Source organism: Pseudoalteromonas maricaloris, assembly GCF_024746855.1.
Lineage (GTDB): Bacteria > Pseudomonadota > Gammaproteobacteria > Enterobacterales > Alteromonadaceae > Pseudoalteromonas > Pseudoalteromonas maricaloris.
In genome coordinates, this window is the sequence record NZ_CP024625.1 from 3,324,124 (window position 1) to 3,346,042 (window position 21,919).

The 21,919-nt window shown below is 43.9% G+C and carries 20 protein-coding genes; 5 read left to right on the forward strand and 15 right to left on the reverse strand.

Features of this window, described 5'->3' with window-relative positions; all coding sequences use genetic code 11:
• Positions 1-62 precede the first annotated feature (62 nt).
• Positions 63-965 carry a LysR family transcriptional regulator gene (locus CTT31_RS14660; RefSeq protein WP_017216523.1) on the forward strand — a complete coding sequence of 301 codons (903 nt, stop codon included), beginning with the start codon at positions 63-65 and terminating at the stop codon, positions 963-965.
• A 56-nt stretch (positions 966-1,021) separates the two neighbouring features.
• Here the strand turns inward: CTT31_RS14660 and ubiA are convergent, their stop codons facing one another.
• Together ubiA and CTT31_RS14670 are read right to left on the reverse strand one after the other, a co-directional pair.
• Positions 1,022-1,885 carry a 4-hydroxybenzoate octaprenyltransferase gene (gene ubiA, locus CTT31_RS14665; RefSeq protein ID WP_211858523.1) on the reverse strand — a complete coding sequence of 288 codons (864 nt, stop codon included), beginning with the start codon at positions 1,883-1,885 and terminating at the stop codon, positions 1,022-1,024.
• A complete protein-coding gene (locus CTT31_RS14670) occupies positions 1,878-2,405 on the reverse strand; it encodes a chorismate--pyruvate lyase family protein (RefSeq protein ID WP_260491515.1) in 528 nt (175 codons plus the stop codon). The genes ubiA and CTT31_RS14670 overlap by 8 nt, the downstream gene beginning before the upstream one ends.
• Positions 2,406-2,562: 157 nt before the next feature.
• Here CTT31_RS14670 and CTT31_RS14675 point away from each other — a divergent pair, with 157 nt between their 5' ends.
• On the forward strand, positions 2,563-2,958 hold the full coding sequence (locus CTT31_RS14675) for a flagellar basal body-associated protein FliL (RefSeq protein WP_039491379.1): 396 nt from the start codon (positions 2,563-2,565) through the stop codon (positions 2,956-2,958).
• A gap of 53 nt (positions 2,959-3,011) precedes the next feature.
• On the opposite strand, the gene glpG is transcribed toward CTT31_RS14675, so the two are convergent.
• The 6 genes from glpG to CTT31_RS14705 all read right to left on the reverse strand — a co-directional run bounded on the left by glpG (position 3,012) and on the right by CTT31_RS14705 (position 8,363).
• Positions 3,012-3,839, reverse strand: a complete 828-nt coding sequence (glpG, locus tag CTT31_RS14680) for a rhomboid family intramembrane serine protease GlpG (protein ID WP_010607623.1) — start codon at positions 3,837-3,839, stop codon at positions 3,012-3,014.
• Entirely contained in the window at positions 3,836-4,153 is a 318-nt protein-coding gene (gene glpE / locus CTT31_RS14685; protein WP_211858526.1) for a thiosulfate sulfurtransferase GlpE, read from the reverse strand. The genes glpG and glpE overlap by 4 nt, the downstream gene beginning before the upstream one ends.
• Before the next feature lie 104 nt (positions 4,154-4,257).
• Positions 4,258-5,283, reverse strand: coding sequence for an L-threonine 3-dehydrogenase (gene tdh, locus CTT31_RS14690; RefSeq protein ID WP_010374618.1), 1,026 nt, complete (start codon positions 5,281-5,283; stop codon positions 4,258-4,260).
• Positions 5,284-5,326: 43 nt separating this feature from the next.
• Positions 5,327-6,523: a glycine C-acetyltransferase gene (locus tag CTT31_RS14695; RefSeq protein ID WP_010374617.1), complete on the reverse strand. Its 1,197-nt coding sequence runs from the start codon at positions 6,521-6,523 to the stop codon at positions 5,327-5,329.
• 225 nt (positions 6,524-6,748) lie between these two features.
• The gene (gene gmhB, locus CTT31_RS14700) at positions 6,749-7,303 is read right to left on the reverse strand and encodes a D-glycero-beta-D-manno-heptose 1,7-bisphosphate 7-phosphatase (RefSeq protein ID WP_045988229.1); all 555 of its coding nucleotides are present in this window, start codon (positions 7,301-7,303) and stop codon (positions 6,749-6,751) included.
• The gene (locus CTT31_RS14705; RefSeq protein WP_260491516.1) at positions 7,296-8,363 is read right to left on the reverse strand and encodes a glycosyltransferase family 9 protein; all 1,068 of its coding nucleotides are present in this window, start codon (positions 8,361-8,363) and stop codon (positions 7,296-7,298) included. The genes gmhB and CTT31_RS14705 overlap by 8 nt, the downstream gene beginning before the upstream one ends.
• A 107-nt stretch (positions 8,364-8,470) precedes the next feature.
• On the opposite strand from CTT31_RS14705, the gene CTT31_RS14710 reads away from it, so the two are divergent.
• Positions 8,471-9,184 (forward strand): 3-deoxy-D-manno-octulosonic acid kinase, encoded by a 714-nt coding sequence (locus CTT31_RS14710; protein ID WP_260491517.1) that lies wholly within the window; start codon positions 8,471-8,473, stop codon positions 9,182-9,184.
• Here CTT31_RS14710 and hldE read toward each other — a convergent pair.
• The 3 genes from hldE to CTT31_RS14725 are packed head-to-tail and all read right to left on the reverse strand — an operon-like array spanning position 9,181 to position 12,708.
• On the reverse strand, positions 9,181-10,629 hold the full coding sequence (gene hldE, locus CTT31_RS14715) for a bifunctional D-glycero-beta-D-manno-heptose-7-phosphate kinase/D-glycero-beta-D-manno-heptose 1-phosphate adenylyltransferase HldE (protein ID WP_211858534.1): 1,449 nt from the start codon (positions 10,627-10,629) through the stop codon (positions 9,181-9,183). The two genes, CTT31_RS14710 and hldE, sit on opposite strands and share 4 nt — an antisense overlap.
• Positions 10,626-11,222, reverse strand: coding sequence for an SIS domain-containing protein (locus CTT31_RS14720; protein ID WP_039491395.1), 597 nt, complete (start codon positions 11,220-11,222; stop codon positions 10,626-10,628). Before CTT31_RS14720 ends, hldE begins: the two co-directional genes overlap by 4 nt.
• A gap of 40 nt (positions 11,223-11,262) precedes the next feature.
• Positions 11,263-12,708: a capsule assembly Wzi family protein gene (locus tag CTT31_RS14725; RefSeq protein ID WP_260491518.1), complete on the reverse strand. Its 1,446-nt coding sequence runs from the start codon at positions 12,706-12,708 to the stop codon at positions 11,263-11,265.
• Positions 12,709-12,853: 145 nt separating this feature from the next.
• Between CTT31_RS14725 and waaA the strand changes: the two genes are divergently transcribed.
• On the forward strand, positions 12,854-14,122 hold the full coding sequence (gene waaA, locus CTT31_RS14730; protein WP_260491519.1) for a lipid IV(A) 3-deoxy-D-manno-octulosonic acid transferase: 1,269 nt from the start codon (positions 12,854-12,856) through the stop codon (positions 14,120-14,122).
• A 3-nt stretch (positions 14,123-14,125) separates the two neighbouring features.
• Positions 14,126-14,668 carry a DUF1415 domain-containing protein gene (locus CTT31_RS14735; protein ID WP_039491398.1) on the forward strand — a complete coding sequence of 181 codons (543 nt, stop codon included), beginning with the start codon at positions 14,126-14,128 and terminating at the stop codon, positions 14,666-14,668.
• A 67-nt stretch (positions 14,669-14,735) separates the two neighbouring features.
• Here CTT31_RS14735 and CTT31_RS14740 read toward each other — a convergent pair whose 3' ends face one another.
• From CTT31_RS14740 to purL, 4 genes are all read right to left on the reverse strand, one after another.
• On the reverse strand, positions 14,736-15,056 hold the full coding sequence (locus CTT31_RS14740) for a YdbL family probable chaperone protein (protein ID WP_017216535.1): 321 nt from the start codon (positions 15,054-15,056) through the stop codon (positions 14,736-14,738).
• A 9-nt stretch (positions 15,057-15,065) separates the two neighbouring features.
• The gene (locus CTT31_RS14745) at positions 15,066-15,245 is read right to left on the reverse strand and encodes a YnbE family lipoprotein (protein ID WP_010374602.1); all 180 of its coding nucleotides are present in this window, start codon (positions 15,243-15,245) and stop codon (positions 15,066-15,068) included.
• Between the two features lie 3 nt (positions 15,246-15,248).
• The gene (locus tag CTT31_RS14750; RefSeq protein ID WP_260491520.1) at positions 15,249-17,801 is read right to left on the reverse strand and encodes a YdbH domain-containing protein; all 2,553 of its coding nucleotides are present in this window, start codon (positions 17,799-17,801) and stop codon (positions 15,249-15,251) included.
• A 104-nt stretch (positions 17,802-17,905) separates the two neighbouring features.
• A complete protein-coding gene (gene purL, locus CTT31_RS14755; protein ID WP_260491521.1) occupies positions 17,906-21,790 on the reverse strand; it encodes a phosphoribosylformylglycinamidine synthase in 3,885 nt (1,294 codons plus the stop codon).
• Positions 21,791-21,919: the final 129 nt, after the last annotated feature.

Below are 21,919 nucleotides of genomic sequence, written 5' to 3' on the forward strand. Positions count from 1 at the left end.
TGTATTATTATTGGGAAAAGACGTAATAAATGTGTTTTAGTTGAAATTAAAAGGAATTTCACATGAGATTTGAACAACTCGAGCAGTTCGTAGCATTAGGTAATCTAAGACATTTTAGACAAGCCGCAGAACAAACCCAGATCAGTACTTCAGCGCTTACTCGAAGCATCCAAACCCTTGAAGATGAAATAGGTTGTGAACTCGTTAAACGCTCAACACGTTCAGTAAAACTGACTGAACAAGGTGAGCTGTTCTTAAAGTATTGCAAAACAACCTTATCAGAACTCGATCTAACCAAGAAAACCATTAAGCAAAGTTTGTTTGGCCGTGATAACCAAAAGTTAATTATTGGTTATACGACTCAAGCTAGCAGCATCGTGCCAGTTTCTTGCGGTCAGTTTTTAGCTCAGTACCCTAATGTGAAGATCGAAATGCAGTTGCAAGATGAGTTGGAGCTTACTCGTAAGCTACAACTTGGTGAGATTGATATCAGCGTGTATTTACAAAGTGCAAATAGCATAGTGAGTGATATTCACCTGCCTGATCAGTTAGTTTTATTTGTTTCGAGAAATCATCCTCTAGCAAATCAAGACAGCATCAGAAAAGCCGAATTAACGCAATACCCTATGTATGGCTGTTTCTCACAGTCGAAGCAAGTACAAAGTATGCTTAATGAAGCCGTTGACTCGTTAAACAAATCAACGAGCGTTAAGATTGGTAATATTGAACAAGTAATTGATGGTTTGAAGAATAGCAATAGCTTTGCAATTGCGAGTATCGAACATTCCAAAACTATCGCACAAGATCCTAACTTAGTTTTCTTAAAAACCAATAAGGCATTGGACAGAGAACAGTTGATTGTACAAACCAATCATCAAGTTGGCTCTAATGCGCATATCAATCACTTGCTTGAGCTAATTGAGGATGCAGCATCTTCATCTAGCAAGCAAACAGTAACTTATTAGTTGCTAAACAGACGGGCAAATAATCTGTATTACTTGCCCGTTTTTAATTACTCGCTTTAGAGCGGTAAAAAGCCCAGCACGACCCCGACAAAAATCGCCAAGCCCACATAGTTATTGTTTAAAAAAGCCCAAAAACATCTGTCTCTATCTCTGTAGCGTATGGCATATTGTTGCCTAATAAGCAGCACAGAAGCTGCTAGTAAGCCGCACCAAAAAGCGAGATTTAAGTCAAATGTTACACCAACTGCCGCCATCATCGCGATAAATGTGATATTGAGCAACGCAATAATATGGAGATCCCATTTGCCGAATAAAATCGCTGTAGACTTTACCCCTATCTTCAAATCATCATCCCTATCTACCATGGCGTACATAGTGTCATAAGCGACCGTCCATATTAAATTCGCAACAAACAATACCCAAGCAAGCACTGACACATTTTGATTTACAGCCATAAAAGCCATCGGTATTGCCCAGCTAAAGGCAGCCCCAAGTACGAGTTGAGGTAAGTTTGTATAACGTTTCATGAAAGGATAAACAGAGGCTAACGCAAGCGCGCCAAGCGATAATACAATGGTTTGCCAGTTTAAAAAAAGCACCAAAATAAAAGCCACCGCGACCAAAATAGCAAATAGACCTAGCGCTTCTTTACTCGTTACAGCGCCCCTTGCAAGCGGTCTTGTCGCCGTACGCTTTACAGCCCCATCAACCTTGCGATCAGCAAAATCATTGATAACACAGCCCGCACTGCGCATTACTAATACACCCAGAGCAAAGATAACAATAAACCAAATACTTGGAACACCTTCAGCTGCAAACCACAGTGACCAAAGCGTTGGCCACAATAAAAGTAAAGTCCCGATTGGCTTATCTAATCGCATAAGTTGGCTGTAAGCCTGCCATTTCTGGTGGTCAATCATAAAAGCTTTCCGATATAAAGACTTCACAAACTAAAATCTTTGCTTTGCCGTTTTTAAACCAGCTTCTTCTAGCAAATAAACGCTCTGGGGCGACGCCAGTAGTGGGTGTAATTAGTTCAATCAGCGCCGGATAGTCGGCAGTAGATAAGCGAAGAAACTCAAGGGTTCCGCGCTGCCAATTTGAATCAGTAAACAGTAACTCACCCAAAGGTGTCTCACCGATTGCATCCATGCCTACAGTACATGCGTCCTCATTGAGCCAACTTTGTCCAAATACAGCTGCTTTACCGTTACAATTTAACGTTACTTCTCGGCACCAAACCTGTTCAGAAAGCTCTGTACGTAACGCATCTGGAGCGCTCCTGAACTCATTAGCAAGCACAGTCACAGAAAATTTATCACAAGTTTCTTTCAATTTTGCGGTTAGAGATTGGGTCTCTAGTAAATAAGGAGAAAGTGCAGGCTCAACATCCACCAACTGTGTGCTCTTCAGCCAAGGGAGCTCTAAGGGTAATTGCAAAGGCAACGTTCTATTTCCGTTTTAAAAATCCGCGGTCATAATAGCAGAGCAGAGGCTTTCTAAAAAGTTTATGTTTGTATTGAAGCTACCTGTAAAATCAACGCAATTATGTATAAACTAAGTAAAAAGTAATTTGTATTAGGATACCTAATTAAACATGAGACTGTTGGCTGTTGTACTCACATTATGCATTGCATTAACCACGGCTTCCCCTGTAAAAGCGGACTCAACTATTGGGTATTACGGATTTGAGCCAGATATCATCACAAACTACATAGGCCAGTCCAACAAAAAGCTCGGTTATGTCCGTGTTACCGTTGACCTAATGTTAAATGACGTTGCAAATATTGCCGTGGTTGAACACCATACTCCTTTACTAAGAGATGCAATCGTACAGATCCTGAGTAAAGAAAATGAAGAAACCATTAAGTCATTAACTGGCAGAGAAGAAATCAGAAAACGCTGTGCTGAAAAGCTAAAGACACTGCTAAAAGAAGAGACTGGGCAGGAAATTGTTCGAGATGTGCTTTTTACCAAATATTTATATCACTAAGCGAACCAACTCATACAAGAACTCGGAAGCGCTAGATCCCGAGTTCGAAGTAACTAGCTATTCTCTTTGAGTTGCCTGTTGATAGGCCAAAATACCGCAACCAACATACCTGATAGCAATCCGAACAAATGCGCCCAGTTAGCCATGTTGATGAAAAACATATCCGTAAATCCAAACAGCATCCAAAGCAGCATAAAACCAATAACAGGCTTAGAGACCAAAGCCGCTCCGGCAGGATTTCGATGACCAATTACCCAACAAAAGCCTAGTAATCCGTAGACCACACCACTTAGTCCACCAAAATTAGCGTCAACGAATAGGTACTGCATAAAATTACTGGTTAAGCCAGTTACAAAGTAGATGCAAACTAATGCCCAGAGCCCTAGTTTCTCTGAAATTTGCGCGCCAAGGTGCAACCACCAGCTTAAATTAAAAATCAAATGTATGGCGCTAAAATGTATGAGTGTAGGCGCTATCCAAGTCCAAGGTTTATCTAGGGAGAAACGTAGCGCAGAAAAGATGCCATTAGCGTCACCAAATAACATGGCGACAAAAATAATAATACTGACACCAAAAACGCCCTGTAATAACCAATTCAATCCCAAAAAGCGCTTTACTAGGTTTAAGTTTTGGCCTTGGTAGCTAAATAACCCTTGTGTACTTCCTGTTTGCCAAGAAGCCGCTTGATATAACTCTGCCTCAGGTTGCTCCAAAAACGTTTGCCAAAGACGCATAGCAAGCGCTTCATCACCACGCTCTAGCCAAACTTCAACTTGTTGCCCATCATGACTTTGCAAAACACAATAAACCCCTTGCGTCTTAAAATAATCGACCGCACCTTGAGCTAGTCGTGCATTGTGATAATGGGCTATTAACTTCACTTTTCAATCTCGTTTGGCAATTCACTTACCCACTGCGTAAAACCGCCATCCATACTGTAAACATCTTCAAAGCCTTGCTCAACTAGGTAGTTAGCTGCGCCTTGTGAGGAGATCCCGTGATAACACACCACAACAATGGGTTGGTCAAACTCTTTCTCCTGCATGAAATGTGCAAGATTAGCGTTAGATAAATGTTCGGCGCCAGGAATATGCCCTTGTGAAAAGGTATTTTCATCGCGAATGTCTGCTACCACAACATCATCTTTGCCTAAAAGCGCTTGTGTGTCTGCTACTGAAATATGTTTAAAAGACATGTGTTACCCATTAAAAACTAAAAAATAAAAGACGGCTCAAGCCTTATCGACCTAGCCGTCTTTCTATTATAACTACTCATACATGCACTAAGCAAAGTTGAGCATTAATCCCAATTCAGAATAACTTTACCTGATTGCCCTGAAATCATCGTATCAAAGCCAGTCTGGAAGTCATCAACATGGAACTGGTGTGTAATGATTGGGTCAAGGTTTAAGCCTGACTGGATCAAACTTGCCATTTTGTACCAAGTTTCAAACATTTCACGGCCGTAAATCCCCTTGATCACTAGACCCTTGAAGATCACTTGGTTCCAATCCACCGCCATGTCAGAAGGTGGAATGCCCAGCATTGCAATCTTACCACCATGGTTCATGCTGTTTAACATGCCTTTAAATGCAGAAGGAACACCTGACATTTCAAGCCCAACATCGAACCCTTCTGTCATACCAAGATCTTTCATAACCGTTTCGAGGCTTTCACTGGCAACATTTACTGCTCGCGTAGCACCCATTTTAGTGGCAAGTTCAAGGCGATATTCGTTTACATCTGTGATAACCACATGACGCGCACCGACGTGTTTCGCCACTGCCGCAGCCATAATACCAATTGGGCCCGCACCAGTAATGAGGACGTCTTCACCAACCAAGTCAAACGACAATGCGGTGTGCACTGCATTACCGAATGGGTCGAAGATAGAAGCGAGTTCATCTGAAATGTTGTCAGGGATCTTAAACGCATTATAAGCAGGAATAACTAGGTATTCTGCAAATGAACCTTCGCGGTTAACGCCTACCCCAATGGTATTACGACACAGGTGAACACGACCAGCACGACAATTACGACAGTGACCACATGTGATATGACCTTCACCAGATACTCGGTCGCCAATGCTAAAGCCACGTACCTCTTGGCCCATATCGACCACTTCACCTACGTATTCGTGTCCCACAACCATTGGAGTTGGGATCGTGTTTTGTGCCCACTCATCCCATTTGTAGATGTGTACGTCGGTACCACAAATTGCTGTTTTACGGATTTTGATCAATAGATCGTTGTGCCCTACTTCCGGTTTTGGCACATCCGCCATCCAAATTCCTTCTTCAGCTTTCAACTTGGATAATGCTTTCATAGTATTCGCTCGTTAGCTGCACCGGCTTAAGCCGGTGGCAAAATTAAATGACGCCTAGGTCTTTACCAATACGGGTAAAGGCTTCGATTGCTTTGTCTAGCTGCTCAGTCGTATGCGCAGCTGAAATTTGTGTTCTGATCCTAGCTTGACCTTTTGGCACGACAGGATAAGAGAAACCGATCACATAGATCCCTTCAGCTAGCAATCTGTCAGCCATTTCTGAGGCCACTTTGGCATCGCCTAACATAACCGGAATAATCGCGTGATCTTTACCCGCACAAGTAAAGCCAACAGCTTCCATCTTAGTACGGAAGTAAGCTGCGTTATCCCATAGTTTAGCACGTAGGGCATCGCCTTCTTTCATCATGTCTAGTACTTTGATTGAAGCTGTAACAATTGAAGGCGCTAGCGAGTTTGAGAATAAATAAGGACGTGAACGCTGACGTAACCACTCTACGATTTCTTTCTTACCAGAGGTGTAACCGCCCGATGCACCGCCAAGTGCTTTACCAAGCGTTCCTGTAATAATATCCACTCTGTCTAATACACCACAGTATTCCGGTGTTCCGCGGCCATTTTCACCAACAAAACCCACCGCATGTGAATCATCAACCATCACTAATGCGTCGTACTTATCCGCTAAATCACAAACCGCTTTTAAGTTACAAATAACACCATCCATTGAGAATACGCCATCGGTGGCGATAAGCTTGGTTTTCACACCAGCTTCATCAGCAGCAATTAACTGCTGCTCTAGATCAGCCATATCGTTGTTAGCATAGCGGAAACGCTTAGCTTTACATAAACGCACACCATCAATGATAGAAGCATGATTTAAAGAGTCCGAGATAATTGCATCTTCAGGGCCTAAGATAGTTTCGAATAAACCAGCATTGGCATCAAAGCATGAAGAGTAAAGGATAGTATCTTCTGTTTCTAAAAATTCACTGATCTTTGCTTCAAGCGTTTTGTGAATATCTTGCGTACCACAGATAAAGCGCACCGACGCGACACCAAAACCATGGTCATCAAGGCCGCCTTGCGCCGCTTTAATTAGCTCTGGGTGATTCGCCAAACCTAGATAGTTGTTTGCACAGAAGTTAATTACACTTTCGCCAGTCGATACTGCAATTTCAGCTTGCTGCTGAGAAGTGATAATACGCTCTTTTTTATATAATCCTTCAGCTTTTACTTCTTCAATTTGTTGCTGAAGCTGGCTGTAGAAGGCCGATGCTCTCATCTGGGAGTCTCCATTTTTTGCACGGTGATAGTAAGCTACGCATCGCCATAGGCGGTTGCCATTCTCACTATCAGAAGTTAACGCTTGGGCTTATTCTATATTAATTAGCTCAAGTTAATTGGAACGTACCAATTCAATCATACCTGGTACATTAAAAGATATCTTTATTTTAAAAGGTTCACACAATAAATGCACGATTTGCGACAACTGGCAGCAAACTTTATTTTACTCAGACAAACATAGTGCGGCTGGTACCTCCGCCAACGACGCACATACTTTATCCGCGAGCTGTTGTTGCTCTTGACTAAAACTCTGCCCAGACTCAACTAAAATGGCTGTTTTTACGCCAGCAGCGCGGGCAGCCTTGATGTCAGAGACTTTATCACCAATCATAATACTTTGCGCAGGATCCAAGTCATGCTCGGCTATCGCTTGCAGCAGCATCCCGGGTTCTGGTTTACGACAGTCACACTCTACTTTATATGGGCCTTGTGCCTTTTCAGGGTGGTGAGGACAAAAATAAACACCAGCGATGTCAACACCATGCGCCTTAAACTGCGCGCACATCCACTCGCTTAACGCGTGAAATTGTGCTTCATTATAGTAACCTCGGCCAATGCCCGACTGATTCGTCACGACCACAATTTTATAACCGGCTTTGCTAAATGCTTGGCAGGCACTGAATACCCCATCGATAAACTCAAAATCCGCGATTTTATGAACATAGGCGTGATCTTTATTAACAACGCCGTCTCTGTCTAAAAATACAGCCTTATGCATTAGTCACAATCCCCTGCTCTTTTATTACCCGCTCAAACATCGCAATTACGGCTTCAACGGAAATTTGAGACATGAGTTCGCTACCTTTTACCCGTGTTCCCCAGGGTAATTGTTCAGCAGTTTTACCCTTTTGCGCAATGAGGTTTTGATGATAAACCTCAACCACATAGTCTTGATACAGGTATGGCCCTGTGCGAGTTGGGTTGGAGTGAGCATACAAACCTATCACCGGCGTTCCAACTGTCACAGCCATATGAGCAGGCCCGGTATCAGGTGCTAGCACCAATTCAGCTTGCTCCAATACACAAAGTAGGGTTTTCAAATCAGTTTTTCCCACCAAGTTTAATAACTCAGCTTGGCTGTGTTTTTGAATTTCGGCTGCTAAGTTTTGCTCAAGCTCCGTTGGGCCGCCCGTTATCACCACCTGAAATCCCAATGCAGCAGCATGATCTGCCACCCTAGCATAACGCTCAGGAAGCCAATTGCGCTCGGCTTTACTCGCCGCAGGCGATATCACAAACACTTTCCCTTCGGGCAACAGTGATTTTGCCGCAGCTTGATGAGCTGCCGTCACTGGCATCTGCCATGTTGGCTCACCGCACTCAGCCCCAATTGCACGGGCAAAGTTTTGGAAACCTTCGAGTACATGTGGCGACTGTTGAGGTGCGATCCGCTTGTTAATAAACAAACTGTGTAACTCTTTTGAGCGCCCTTTATCAAAGCCTATTTTTTGCTTTGCAGGAATAACTCGCGCAACAAGATTGGCTCTTAACGCAACCTGCATATGTAGTAATACGTCAAACTTTTGCCCTTTGAACTTTGCCTTTAACGCCTTGAGCGCGGCTTTACCCTGCTTTTTGTCAAATACGACAAGCTCAACACCAGGTAAGTCAGCCAGCAACATGGCTTCCACTTTACCTATCACCCACGTTATTTTCGCTTGCGGATGTGCACGTTGGATCGCCTGTACAGCACTCACTGCATGGCACACGTCGCCAATCGCAGAAAGTCGCAAAATACAAATAGAGGTCAAGGATTTGCTCAAAACAATAGTTCTCATGGAAAGTAACAAGCGCTTGATCTTAAATTAATCAAACAAGTTTGCAAGTTTCACTGAGGGTGAAAAATCGTTAGAATGTCACAATTGACTCTTAAGAATCCTATATTGTGCAAATCACCAAACAGCCGCATAGCTATTTACTAACGCCTTCAACCCTAGATTATGATGTTTCAGAAGAAATGTTTGACCCTGAATATTGGCAGAAAAATAATGCGATTGTCGGCTCGAAAGAAGGCCGAGCAACGGCGTGGTTCGTGCGGTTTAATCAAGGCATAGCGGTACTCAAGCACTATTATCGTGGTGGCTTAATCGGCAAGCTGTTGAGTGATCAATATATTTTTACCAAACTAGAAAATACTCGCGTATATCAAGAGTTTGCTTTGCTAGAGCAGCTACAACTACAAGGTTTACCAGTCCCAACACCACTTGGCGCAAGAATATCGCTTCATTTTGGTATTTATCGTGCAGATATTTTGACCGAAGCGGTGTCTGATGCCACCAGTGTTTGCGAAATTTTGCAAGCAAGAACGCTTAGTACAAATGAACTGGAAAGTATCGGCCACACCATTGCTCAATTTCATCAAGCCGGTGCCTATCATGATGATTTGAACATCAACAATATTTTGTTTGATGCCGACGGCAAAGTTTTTCTAATTGATTTTGATAAGGGCAAAATCATGCAGCCAAACTCAAGTTGGCAGCACGCAAACATGGAGCGTTTACAACGTTCATTTAAAAAAGAGGCCGGCAAATGGCCGACCTTTTATTTTGATGAAAATCAGTGGCAAATATTAACGCAAGCCTATCTCAGCGCACGTTAACTTTTTTGTAACTGTGCCTTTTTAATCACATTGGAAGTCGAGCAGCCATCCAAAAATGCTAACACCTCGACTTTTCCACCTTGATTAAGCACATGCTCTGCACCTGCAATATCTTCTACTTTATAGTCACCACCTTTGACCAAAATGTCAGGGCTGACCATTTCTATCAGCTTAGCTGGTGTGTCATTTTCTTCAACACTGCCAAACGGAATAACCCAATCCACAGAAGCGAGTGCAGATAACACCATAGCCCGCTCTTTCAATGGATTGATTGGGCGTTCAGGTCCTTTGAGACGCGAGATCGATTCATCATTATTTAACCCAACGACAAGTCTGTCGCCCATCGCTTTAGCTTGCGCTAAATAACGAACATGGCCTGCATGGAGAATATCAAAGCAGCCGTTGGTAAACACAATGGTTTCGCCATTTTGCTTGGCAAAAGTAATATGCTTAAGCACTTCTTCAAATGGCGTTTGGTAGTGCTCGCCCGTTTCTCTAAGATATTGACCCAGTTTGCGACTCAACTCTTCCGGTGACACCGTTGCAGCACCTAACTTACTCACGGCAATACCTGCGGCAATATTTGCTACTTCTACCGCGTCTTTAGCTGACATTCCAGCCCCTAACATCGTCGTCAGTGTGGCGATCACGGTATCGCCAGCTCCCGTAACATCACTTACTTCCTGTACTTGAGCTGGGAAATCAAACTTTTCAGTATTGGTTATCAAAGACATGCCTTGCTCAGAGCGCGTCAGCAGCATAGCACCGATCCCTGACGTTTTCAGCAGTTCGCGCGCACTAGAGGTGAGTGCCTCTTCGCTGCTTGTATCACCACCAGCGAGTTTAAATTCGTTTAAGTTAGGCGTGATAAAATCAGCACCTTGATAAAGGCTCAAGTCACTATTTTTGGGATCAATAAGTACCGTTTTACCAGCAGCTTTAGCCACCGCAATCATATCTGAAATGGCGCATAAAGCGCCTTTGTTGTAGTCGCTAAACAACACAAAGTCATACTTATCAACTTCTTGCTTTAGACGCTCAAGCAGGAGTTGACTGTGAGATAACTGAAAGGGTTCTTCTAAATCGAGTCGGACTACTTGCTGATGACGGCTGATCACACGCATTTTTGCGATAGTCGGCAGCTCAACGACGTTAACTAGGCTAGATTCAATGTTTTCTTTGGTAAGAATAGCCTCAAGTGTTTTGCCATTGTCATCTTCGCCGATAAGTCCAAGCAAACCCACTTTACCATCTAGGTGAGCGATGTTTTTGGCAACGTTCGCCGCACCACCAGCTTTGTCTTCTAATGCGCTGACTTTCACCACAGGCACTGGAGCCTCAGGAGAAATGCGCCCGGTATCTCCATGCCAGTACCTATCCAACATCACATCGCCAACCACCAATACCTTGGCTTGATTTAGCTGTTGAAGCGCCGCTAACTTCATGCTTTTTGCTCCGCCGCAACAAGCATATCGACCGCTTCGCATAGCCAGTGACCAATAAACATATGCGCTTCTTGAATACGCGCTGTCTCATCGTTTGCGATAATAATCGGTAATTTAGCAATGTCCTTCACTTTGCCACCAGTTCTACCTGTCAATGCCACGGTAAACGCGCCAATTTCATTTGCGGCTTGAAGTGCCAAATTGATATTAGGGCTCGTACCTGATGTGGTTAAACCAATCACCATATCTTCTGGTTTACAAAGTGCCTGAACCTGACGCTCAAATACTGAGTCAAAGTGATAGTCATTGCTGTGCGCGGTCAAAATTGAGGTGTCGGTAGTTAATGCAATCGAAGCTAAAGGACCGCGCTCTAATTTGTAACGCACCACAAATTCTGCAGCGAGGTGCTGCGCATCTGCCGCGCTGCCACCATTACCAAACCAAATGACCTTACCACCAGCTGCTAACGTGCTTTGGCATGCTTCAAGTAGCTCAACACATTCTTGGTGATAGTTTGCCATTGTTTCAAAAACATCAACATGGCGCTGTAAGCTTGCAAAGTAGCTTTGTGCTACTTGTTCATTCAATGACATATTTGTTCCTAAACTATTCTATGCTTGTCCCGCGTGATACCTACCAGTATACATGGACTGATAACCAAGTGTAATTTTCACCGAAGACATCTTTACCCAAGGTTAATTTCGTTTCGATTTGCTTGCTATAAGCTTCACCAATATGCGCCAGCTCAAACTCGTAGCCACGTTCGTACGCTGCGCCAAGCTCACCAAGTTCATTCAAATAATTACTTTCATTATCGATAACTGAAAGCTTAGCTCGCCATAATGAACGATAATCTGATTGGTAAGTACCTTCTAAAACGTGAATTTGCGTCGGTGCACCATCATCGAACTGGCGATGGTTTGCAGCAAAATGCCCAACGCCAAATCCGTCGATCGTATTGCCATAAGTATCGTAAATTTCGTTTACATACCATAAGCTTTCCATATCAGTAAACTCATAGCGTAATGAAGTCGTTGAAGTCAATTGAGGGAGAAAAACACCAACATTGACAACCGTGTTACCAAACAAATAGTTTTTATGGTTATCACTATCCTCACCACCGTATTCTAAATACCATTGTGCTTGAGTGCCGTAATTTGTGGTAAAGCTGGTCGTGATAGTTGCCCATTGATCGCCCAGTTCATCATCTTGAGTGAGATCACCTATCTTATTATCGTTTCCAACAGGGTCAAAATATGCCTTAACAAAGTCCTTAAAATCTACTTTTCTAGGCCCGCCTCCGAATTGCATGACTCTGTTTAGAGCGATTTTCCATCCAGCTAATGGCTCTATGCTAAAGTGACTACCCGCTATTTTAGGTGTTCCATCGTGAAGCGTGCCTTGAAAACGAATCCCGTCATGGACTTTCTCAAGTTCAGAATAAAACAGCTCAAAATCGAAGTTCCACCAATTTCGAATAGGTACAACTAAACCCAAAGAAGCTGATAATGAAGGCCTAGCGTTATTAGAATATACTTGAGCCGAATGCTTAAATGGTGAAAACCAATGTTCTTTATATCCTAAATTAAGCTGCAAGTTACCGTAGGACATGCCATAAAAAGTATTGTATGGAACAAGTTTGTTTGCATCTACTCGATACTCAGCACCGATTTGTAAAATGCTTGATTCGCTTCCACGCCAAACACCACCGAGCCCCAATTCAGCATATTCACCGCTGTAATTACCTCTGTCGTTGGCTATTTGCTTTTCTTCACCGCTATCAACACGCAGTGTTATCGATCTTTGTGTCAACGCATCGTCCTGCAGATAAGGTGCAATCCCCTGACTAATACTCTGCTGTAATGTGGCGTCAATATGCCTAAGCTTCATCAAATGCATCTTGATTTCACTGATACGGTAAGGCTTTGCCATAGGCGTACCAACGGTCAACGCAAACATTTTATCGATTTGATATTCCAACAGCGGATCTTGTCCAATAGGTAAATAAGCTGTGGGGCTCGCAAAAGCGAGATTCGAAGCTAATAAACTACAGCAAGCGAGTACTCGAGCTAAATTCATTTTGTTATTCCATTACTTTTAATGCGCTAAATACTACCAAACCAAAAGCCCATAGGCATCTGTTGAACTGTGTAAAATTGTGTTGTTCATTCAATTTCGCCTTGGAACAAGGTAAAATACTGATTTTTGAGCTTAAGCGACTCCTATGGCGCGCCGACTATATTCCTTACTGTTGCTAGTATTAGCACCTATTTTATTGAGTTATCTGTATTTTATTCGAGGTAGGAAAAACTCTGGCTATCGAACTCATTTTACAGAGCGCTTAGGCTTTAACTCAAACAAGCTGCCGCAACATGCTGTTGTCATCCATTGCGCCTCCGTTGGAGAAGTGCTTGCAGCCACACCTCTCATAAAATCAGTACTTAAAGAACAAGCTGCAGCTCCAATCATTGTCACTTGTAACACCCCGACAGGTAGAGAAGAGATAACAAAAGCTTTTCACAGCAATGTACAAGTACATGTCTGTTATTTACCTATAGATTTTGCTTTTGCGGTCAGAAAGTTTTTCATTACCTTGAAGCCCAAACTCCTTATTGTGATGGAAACTGAGCTGTGGCCTAATCTTTTTCATTACGCCAAACAAAATCAATGTAAAACCTTAGTAGTCAATGCCAGACTCTCTGAAAAATCATACCAAGGTTATAAAAAGCATGCTTGGTTAACGAAAGGCTTAATGAGCAACATAGATCTGCTTGCAGCCCATAATGAGGAAGACGGCGAGCGTTTCATCAAGCTCGGGCTTGTTCAATCTAAGCTTCACATTACCGGCTCAATCAAGTTTGATATCTCAATCACCGAAGAAGAAATTGCAAAGGCAAGACAGTTTCAAGAAAATTACCCCGAGCGGTTAATTTGGCTTGCAGGATCTACGCATCCTAAGGAGCATGAGCAAGTCATTGCTGCACATCAGCGAGTATTAAAGCAGGTAAGTAATGCGTTACTCATTATCGCGCCTCGCCATCCCGAGCAGTTTCAAGCGGTTGCTGACTACCTCAGTGAACAAGAGCTCGCTTTTACCAAAAAGAGTAGTAACGGTATAAACGCAGAAGCTTCGGTCTTGTTAGCGGATACTTTAGGGGAATTAAAGTGGCTATTTGGCGGTGCCGATATCGCCTATATTGGTGGTAGCTTGATTGAACGCGGCGGTCATAACCCACTAGAAGCGGCGGCTCATGGTGTACCAATATTAACCGGCCCACATACCTATAATTTTGCGCATATATACCCTCAACTTATCGCGCAACAAGGTGCCATCGTAGTCGATGATGAGGACAAGCTTGCCGCTCAAATTATTACGCTATTTGAAGATAAATCGCTTCGAACGCAAATCGGTGCTAACGCTCAATCGGTACTAGTTGAAAATACCGGGGCTATTGCTAAAACCATAAAACTAATCAATAAGAGCTTGGAATAATTCATGAATACAGTCATCTCTACAATGCAAAACTGGGTTAGCCAAGTCATTGTAAAATACAACTTTTGCCCGTTTGCTCGACAGGAAGTTGAAAGTAACAGCATTCATTATTTCGTGTCTCAAGCGATAAGCCACGACGATGCCGTGATGGATATGTTAGAGCAGTGCTCAGAGTTAAACCATGAGCCAGAGCGAGAAACAACACTAGTTATATTTGATAAAGGTTTTAGCAATTTTGACGACTTTTTGGATCTCGTCGACCTAGCAAACGCTTTATTAGTAGCGCAAGGGTTTGAAGGTACTTATCAAATTGCCACTTTTCATCCAGATTATGTTTTCGCTGATAGCGATGAGCATGACGCAGCAAACTACACTAACCGCGCGCCCTACCCAACACTCCACTTGATCCGCGAAGAAAGTATGGCTCAAGCATTAGTAGAGTATGACGATCCTGAGCAGATCCCAGAAAATAATATCCGTCTCGCAAGGCGTAAAGGGGAAGCGTTTTGGCAGCATTTGCTTCAGCAATGCCACAAAGCTAATTAACCTAAGCTTCGGATAAATAGTCAAAAGGCTGGTTTAGCCAGCCTTTTCTTGTAAGATTTTGGAAGTATTACTTTTTCACCCAGCTGCCATTGACTTGAATATAATGGCCTGAATGCGTTTTGTTATACGCTTTTTTAGCAGCTAAAGCTTCCACTTGCTCAAGTGTAATACCGTTCTTTTTCGCTAATTGCTGGTATTTTTCTTTGCGCTTTTCATTCACTTCATCAACTAGCTGCTGCACACCTTGGCCATTTTTAACTACGCCAAGATAGCCCGATGTAGTTTCGCCAACTAAACCCTGTGATTTAGCATCGTCAATGGAAATTGCGAATGCGGCGAAACTCATACTGAGCCCAATAATTAGGGTAGAGATTGCTTTTAGCTTCATAAATCCTCCTTAGAATAGCTCGCTGTCTTCGCTGAATAAATTGTCGAGTTCTTTATCCACCTTCACGCGGATCTCATGATCTACTTTTACATTTAAGTTGATCGTAATAGGCTCTTTGGTTTCTACTTGCACCTTATGAGTACAAGCGCTCAATACCAATAAAGCTGATATCACTAGCATCCATTTCATTCACTAACGCTCCTCTTTATTTAACGCATTTTCCACTTCGCGCGTAATCTCGTCGCTTAAGCGTAGGGCTCGTAATAAGGTAAACACATTTTCTGAGTGTGTATAGTTAAAGTTTACTGGTTGTTGTTGGAGTTTGTTAATTCCTGTAATTTTAACATCTAAGTCCAACCAGCCGTCTTCACTTAAATTTACGCCACTACTCAATTGCTCAATGGTCAACTCGTCAAGTACACCGATCACCGTTTGTAAGCTAGGTTGCTGCTCTTTTAGCGCATTAATTGATGCATTGTTTTCCACCTTTAATAGCCCTTCACCAACACTGTGTATTTGACCAGAGTCAATTCGCACGCCCGATGAAGATAGTTGCACTGGTAATGTCCCTGAGATCAGCCCTTTCAGCTCGACGCCCGCATCATGCCCTGAGGCGGCAATAAGATCCAAACTCAGTTTATCTAGCGATACCTGAACGACCTGCGGTGTTGGGACCAAACTAACTTCATCAACCCCCACGTTACCGGCAAAAACCTGTGCGTTAATATCTTTCAGTTTAGCCACGCCTGCTTCGCTGAGTAGTTGGCCTGTTATTGCTTGAACGATAACACCCGCTCTCAACTCTTCAACAATCAGTGTGGTTGGCTTGAGTTGAATATTAGCTGAACTTAATAGACCAAAGACATCAATCGTTGCATTTTGAATAAGCCGTTCATTAAATAACGCAGAGCCGTTTTGAACGCTCCCGTCTAAGGTAAATATGCGCGTGGACAAATCCCCTTCGAGTACTGCATAGAAGTTACCATGGGTAATTTTTAAGTTCGGTAAAAGCGTGTCAATATATGGCTGAAGTTGAGTGAGCTGCTGCATGGGCACGTGTATTTGTGCTGGATGTTTTAAGCTTGAATATTGATGCTCAAGCAACGCCTTTACACCATCAATATTAATCACATGTGACGCCATCAATCCGCGGCTTTGCTGCCCTTTGCTGTCAATGCTCACGTTTTTCAAACTGAGATCATCTAAGTTAACTTCTGCTACCTTAGTATTGCCCGACAAGGTTGAAAAGATTTCTCCGGTCGCGACTGAGCCTTGCCAGTGCAGTGTCTGCGCTAACTCATTCAGTTTATAACTCTGCTGTTGTATCTGTGCACTGGTTAAGGTGAGGTTGATATCAAAATCATGTGTAGGCTCAAGCACAACTCGCCCGCTCAACGCACTCTGTTTTGCTGTTACATTCTCAACACTCAGGTTTTGCAGTTTTGAATCAAGTGTTATCGCAAAACTCATTCCTTCAGGTAAGACTCTGTGTAGTAGATGCCCACTTTTGAGTTTTGGCACATCTAGCTGCGCATGTAAATCAAGCGTCAAAGATGGATTATCAATCACCAAATCTGATGTCAACAACTGGGTTGAGAATATACTCGGCTGAGCCTCAACTGTAATTAGCTCGGTTGGATCACCCAATATTTTGAAGCGGCTATTGAGCTCGAGATTCTCAGCAATAACATCTTGCAGTGTAAGCTTTTGAAGGTCACTTGTGATTTCCCCGCTCATATTAACAAAATTTGGTCGCGCACTCAGCGCTCCAGCCAGTGTATGCGCGCCCCACTTATCATCGGAAAATTCAAGGCGAATATCACCATTGACGAAAAGCTCAGTTAAGTCGACTGCCAACTCGTTAACTTCAAGTTGTAACGGTTTATCTTTACCTGTCACTTGAAGTAAACCTGTCGCAATTGAATCCGCAGAAATAGTAATTTCACTCGGTATACGAAGCTGCCAAGTGGTCGGTAACAGTTTGTTATATTCAGAAGTAAGACAATTAAGCGTTGATTTCGCTGAAATCGGCTCGGCAAGTGCTATCTTCCCCTGCTGTGTGGCTAAATCATAGCGCCCTGACACAGCGCCTATATACGCAACGGTACCTTTACACTCAGCCTGTTCAAGCGCCACTAAAGTTTCAAGTTCTAGCTCTGCGTCCATAGCTAGACCATCGAATTCAAGTTGGCTAGTTCCTGAAAGGGCTTGGATCTGAGGAGGTAACAAAGCGCTGAGGTACTCGCCACTAAGATCAATATTTGCAGCAATACGCTCTGGCTGCAACGTAACTTCTGCAGCGATGTCACCTGAAACTACAAATTGATTCAGATCGGACTCCGAAATCGACACAACTAATGGCTTTGGTAATGGCTCGCCAGATATAGAGAGCTTGGTTACATGCATTTTGGGTCTGGTGATGTCGAGTGGTAATGCGAGGCGCTGTGGCCGAGTTGCATCTGACTTTTTGGGCGGAAGAAGTTGCATGTCCGCTTTTTCAATATTAACTTGGCGCATGCTTAGTTGCGCATCATAAAGCTGGGCATTAAACGCATCTGTCTGCACACATGCTTTTGTAATATGGATACGATTGAAGCCCGACAAACGCCAGTCAAGACAACTGACCTGAAGTTCATTAACGGGTATAAAATGTTTAATGGCCCAGAGCGACAAAGGAACTCTGGCAAGGTAAACACCCACGAAAACACTGAGTATCAACACTAAGCTCCAAAGCCATTTTTTCATTCGTATCCCTAAAATATGATTGGTATTTCCCTTTCAGTGTACCCGATAGATAATTATCGAGCCATGAATAAAAAAGGCCACCGAAGTGACCTTTTTTAATTTCGTTAGCCTACTAGCTTACGCGCATTGCGGAACATACGCATCCAAGGGCTATCTTCTTGCCACTCATCTGGGTGCCAAGAGTTTGCTACTGCTCTGAATACACGCTCAGGGTGCGGCATCATCACAGTTGCACGACCGTCTGTTGAGGTCATGCCCGTAATACCAGCAGGAGAGCCATTCGGGTTAGCTGGGTACTGAGTGGTTGGATCACCGTAGTTATCAACAAACTTCACAGCAACTGAACCTGAATTCAGTGCCGTTTGTACCGCCGCTTCGCTTGCAAACTCAGCATGACCTTCACCATGTGATACCGCGATTGGCATGCGAGAGCCAGCCATACCATCAAAGAAGATTGACGGGCTTTGCTGTACTTCAACTAAGCTGAAACGCGCTTCAAAACGCTCTGACTTGTTGGTGACAAAACGCGGCCAGTTTTCCGTGCCAGGGATCAACTCTTTTAATGTAGAAAGCATCTGACAGCCATTACACACACCTAAGCTGAAAGTATCTTGGCGTTGGAAGAAGCCTTGGAATTGCTCGCGTGCTGAGTCATGGAATAGAATTGATTTAGCCCAGCCTTCACCAGCACCTAAAACGTCACCGTATGAGAAGCCACCACATGCCACTAGGCCTTTGAATTGCTCTAGTGTTAAGCGACCTTCAAGGATATCGCTCATGTGTACGTCGATTGCCGCAAAACCAGCACGGTTAAATGCTGCCGCCATTTCGATATGTGAGTTAACGCCTTGCTCACGCAAGATGGCAACTTGAGGCTTCACCCCTTTTGCAATGTAAGGCGCTGCGATATCTTCGTTTAGATCAAAGCTTAGTTTAACGTTAAGGCCCGGATCTTTGTCATCGAACTTAGCGTCAAACTCTTGCTTCGCGCAATCGGGGTTATCACGTAGTGCTTGCATCTGGTAAGTTGTCTCAGCCCAGATAGTGCGAAGCTCTGTGCGAGTATTTTCAAGTACTGCCTGACCGCCACGAGTAAAGATAACCTTGTCTTCACTGTTTAGCGTACCGATGCGATGTGCAATATCAGCAATACCGTGCTCAGCAAATACCGCTTCAACCGCAGCGATATCGTCATTGCGAACTTGCAATACTGCGCCAAGCTCTTCATTGAATAACACTTCTAAGTCTGTACCTTGCAGCGCATCTAATTCAATGCTCACACCTGTGTGGCCTGCGAACGCCATTTCCGCAGCAGTGGTGAATAGACCACCGTCAGAGCGGTCGTGGTAAGCGATAAGCTTGCCTGACTCAACTAATGCTTGTACCGCATTGTAGAAGCCTTTTAACAGCTCAGGGCTGTCAACATCAGGTGTCTTGTCGCCAAGTTGCTTGTACACTTGCGCTAAGCTTGACGCACCAAGACGGTTTTGACCAGCACCTAAGTCAAGTAGGAATAGGCTGGTTTCACCCTTATCAGTACGAAGCTCAGGCGTGACTGTTTTGCGAATATCCTCAACACGACCAAATGCAGTGATGATAAGTGATAATGGCGCAGTCACTGACTTTTCTTCGCCATTCTCATCCCACTGAGTCTTCATCGACATTGAATCTTTACCAACTGGGATTGTAAGGCCTAATGCAGGACATAATTCTTCACCAACCGCTTTAACCGCTTCGTAAAGACCCGCATCTTCGCCAGGGTGACCCGCAGCCGCCATCCAGTTTGCCGAAAGCTTAATGTTGTTTAGGCTACCGATATTAGCACCAGCGATATTGGTTAACGCTTCTGCTACTGCTAGACGCGCTGATGCACCATAGTTAAGTAGTGCTGCAGGGGTGCGTTCACCCATCGACATCGCTTCACCGTGGTAAGTATCGTAAGTTGCCGCCGTTACCGCACAGTTAGCGACTGGTACCTGCCAAGGGCCAACCATTTGGTCACGTGCAACCAAACCCGTTACGGTTCTGTCACCAATCGTGATAAGGAATGTTTTCTCAGCAATCGTTGGTAGGCGAAGCAAACGCTTAGCAGCATCTTCAAGCTCAATACCCGCAGTATCTAATGCTGTACCCACTACACGCTTTGACTCAACGTCACGATGCATTTTAGGTGGCTTGCCAAGTAATACGTCCAGTGGCAGGTCCACAGGATTATTATCAAAGTGGCTATCAGCGACTGTTAGATGACGCTCTTCTGTCGCTTCACCAATTACCGCATATTGTGCGCGCTCACGCTTACAAATTGCTTCAAAGCGAGCAAAGTCTTCTGCTGCAACGGCCAATACATAACGCTCTTGCGACTCGTTACACCAGATTTCGTGTGGTGCCATGCCAGGTTCATCGTTCGGGATGTTACGCAGTTGGAACTTACCACCACGGCCGCCGTCGTCGACAAGCTCAGGAAATGCATTTGATAAACCACCCGCGCCCACATCGTGAATAAACGCAATTGGGTTATCATCACCAAGCTGCCAACATTTGTCGATCACTTCCTGACAACGACGTTCCATCTCAGGGTTTTCACGCTGAACAGAAGCAAAATCTAAATCTTCGTTTGATTGGCCAGATGCCATTGATGAAGCAGCCCCGCCGCCAAGACCGATGTTCATTGCAGGACCACCAAGTGCGATTAGCTTAGCACCTACGGGGATTGAGCCTTTTTGCACGTGATCTTCACGGATGTTACCTAAACCACCAGCGATCATGATTGGCTTGTGGTAACCACGTACTTCAGCGCCATTGTGGCTTTCTACTTTTTCTTCGTAAGTACGGAAGTAACCCAATAGGTTTGGACGACCAAATTCGTTGTTAAATGCAGCGCTACCAAGTGGGCCATCAAGCATGATGTCTAATGCATTAACAATGCGTCCTGGTTTACCAAAGTTAGTTTCCCAAGGTTGCTCGAAACCTGGAATACGAAGGTTAGAAACCGTAAAGCCAACTAAACCTGCTTTTGGCTTAGAACCACGACCGGTTGCACCTTCATCGCGGATCTCACCACCTGAACCTGTTGATGCGCCAGAAAATGGGGCAATCGCCGTTGGGTGGTTGTGCGTTTCCACTTTCATCAGAATGTGGATATCTTCCTCGTGGTAAGCATATTCGCCGTCTGTATTTGGGAAGAAACGACCCGCTTTAGAGCCAACCATTACCGCAGCGTTATCTTTATACGCCGACAATACGTTGTCACTATTGGTTTCGTAGGTATTTTTAATCATTTTAAACAGCGACTTAGGCTGTTCTACACCATCGATAGTCCAATCAGCATTGAAAATTTTGTGACGACAGTGCTCAGAGTTTGCTTGAGCGAACATGAACAGTTCGATGTCATTAGGGTTACGGCCAAGCTTTTCAAAGCTTTCTACCAAGTAGTCAATTTCGTCATCAGCAAGTGCAAAGCCTTGCTCAACGTTCGCAACCGCGAGTGCTTCACGGCCACCGCCAAGAATATCCACCGAAGACATTGGGCGAGGCGTTTCCGTGCGGAATAATTTAGCTGCATCATCAAGCTCTGCATGAACAGATTCGGTCATGCGGTCATGAAGTAACTGTGCAACTTCTTCGAACTGAGCTTGTGTTAGTTCACCCTCAACATAATAAGCAATACCACGCTCAACACGGTGTACTTGTGTAAGACCACAGTTGTTTGCAATATCTGTCGCTTTAGAAGCCCAAGGAGAGATAGTTCCGATCCTTGGTGTTACCAAGATCAGTTTGCCCTCTGGCATGTGCTCCGTAATAGTCGGTCCATACTTTAACAGGCTGTTTAGCTTAGTTAACTCAGCCTCTGAAAGCTCAGCCGTTAGATCAGCAAAATGCATGAACTCGGCATAAACATTGGTAACTGGTAATTGAGCTGCAGCGCAGGTTTTAAGGATCTTTTGGACTTTGAAATCTGAAAGTGCAGGTGCACCACGTAGGATTAACATAGGTATTTTCATCCGGGGTTAAGGATTGAACGATATCTTTGGGCGCTCATTATAGTGGAAATAGCGCGCGGAATTAACACTAATTTGTCAAAACTAGAAAATATCATGCAAATCTATCATTACCTTAAG

Coding starts and splice junctions, on each gene's coding strand:
- CTT31_RS14660 (WP_017216523.1), top strand. CDS start 63: ATGAGATTTGAACAACTCGAGCAGTTCGTAGCATTAGGTAATCTAAGA.
- ubiA (WP_211858523.1), bottom strand. CDS start 1,885: ATGATTGACCACCAGAAATGGCAGGCTTACAGCCAACTTATGCGATTA.
- CTT31_RS14675 (WP_039491379.1), top strand. CDS start 2,563: ATGAGACTGTTGGCTGTTGTACTCACATTATGCATTGCATTAACCACG.
- glpE (WP_211858526.1), bottom strand. CDS start 4,153: ATGTCTTTTAAACATATTTCAGTAGCAGACACACAAGCGCTTTTAGGC.
- tdh (WP_010374618.1), bottom strand. CDS start 5,283: ATGAAAGCATTATCCAAGTTGAAAGCTGAAGAAGGAATTTGGATGGCG.
- CTT31_RS14695 (WP_010374617.1), bottom strand. CDS start 6,523: ATGAGAGCATCGGCCTTCTACAGCCAGCTTCAGCAACAAATTGAAGAA.
- gmhB (WP_045988229.1), bottom strand. CDS start 7,303: ATGCATAAGGCTGTATTTTTAGACAGAGACGGCGTTGTTAATAAAGAT.
- CTT31_RS14705 (WP_260491516.1), bottom strand. CDS start 8,363: ATGAGAACTATTGTTTTGAGCAAATCCTTGACCTCTATTTGTATTTTG.
- hldE (WP_211858534.1), bottom strand. CDS start 10,629: ATGAAGTTAGCGGCGCTTCAACAGCTAAATCAAGCCAAGGTATTGGTG.
- CTT31_RS14720 (WP_039491395.1), bottom strand. CDS start 11,222: ATGTCATTGAATGAACAAGTAGCACAAAGCTACTTTGCAAGCTTACAG.
- CTT31_RS14725 (WP_260491518.1), bottom strand. CDS start 12,708: ATGAATTTAGCTCGAGTACTCGCTTGCTGTAGTTTATTAGCTTCGAAT.
- waaA (WP_260491519.1), top strand. CDS start 12,854: ATGGCGCGCCGACTATATTCCTTACTGTTGCTAGTATTAGCACCTATT.
- CTT31_RS14735 (WP_039491398.1), top strand. CDS start 14,126: ATGAATACAGTCATCTCTACAATGCAAAACTGGGTTAGCCAAGTCATT.
- CTT31_RS14740 (WP_017216535.1), bottom strand. CDS start 15,056: ATGAAGCTAAAAGCAATCTCTACCCTAATTATTGGGCTCAGTATGAGT.
- CTT31_RS14745 (WP_010374602.1), bottom strand. CDS start 15,245: ATGAAATGGATGCTAGTGATATCAGCTTTATTGGTATTGAGCGCTTGT.
- CTT31_RS14750 (WP_260491520.1), bottom strand. CDS start 17,801: ATGAAAAAATGGCTTTGGAGCTTAGTGTTGATACTCAGTGTTTTCGTG.
- purL (WP_260491521.1), bottom strand. CDS start 21,790: ATGTTAATCCTACGTGGTGCACCTGCACTTTCAGATTTCAAAGTCCAA.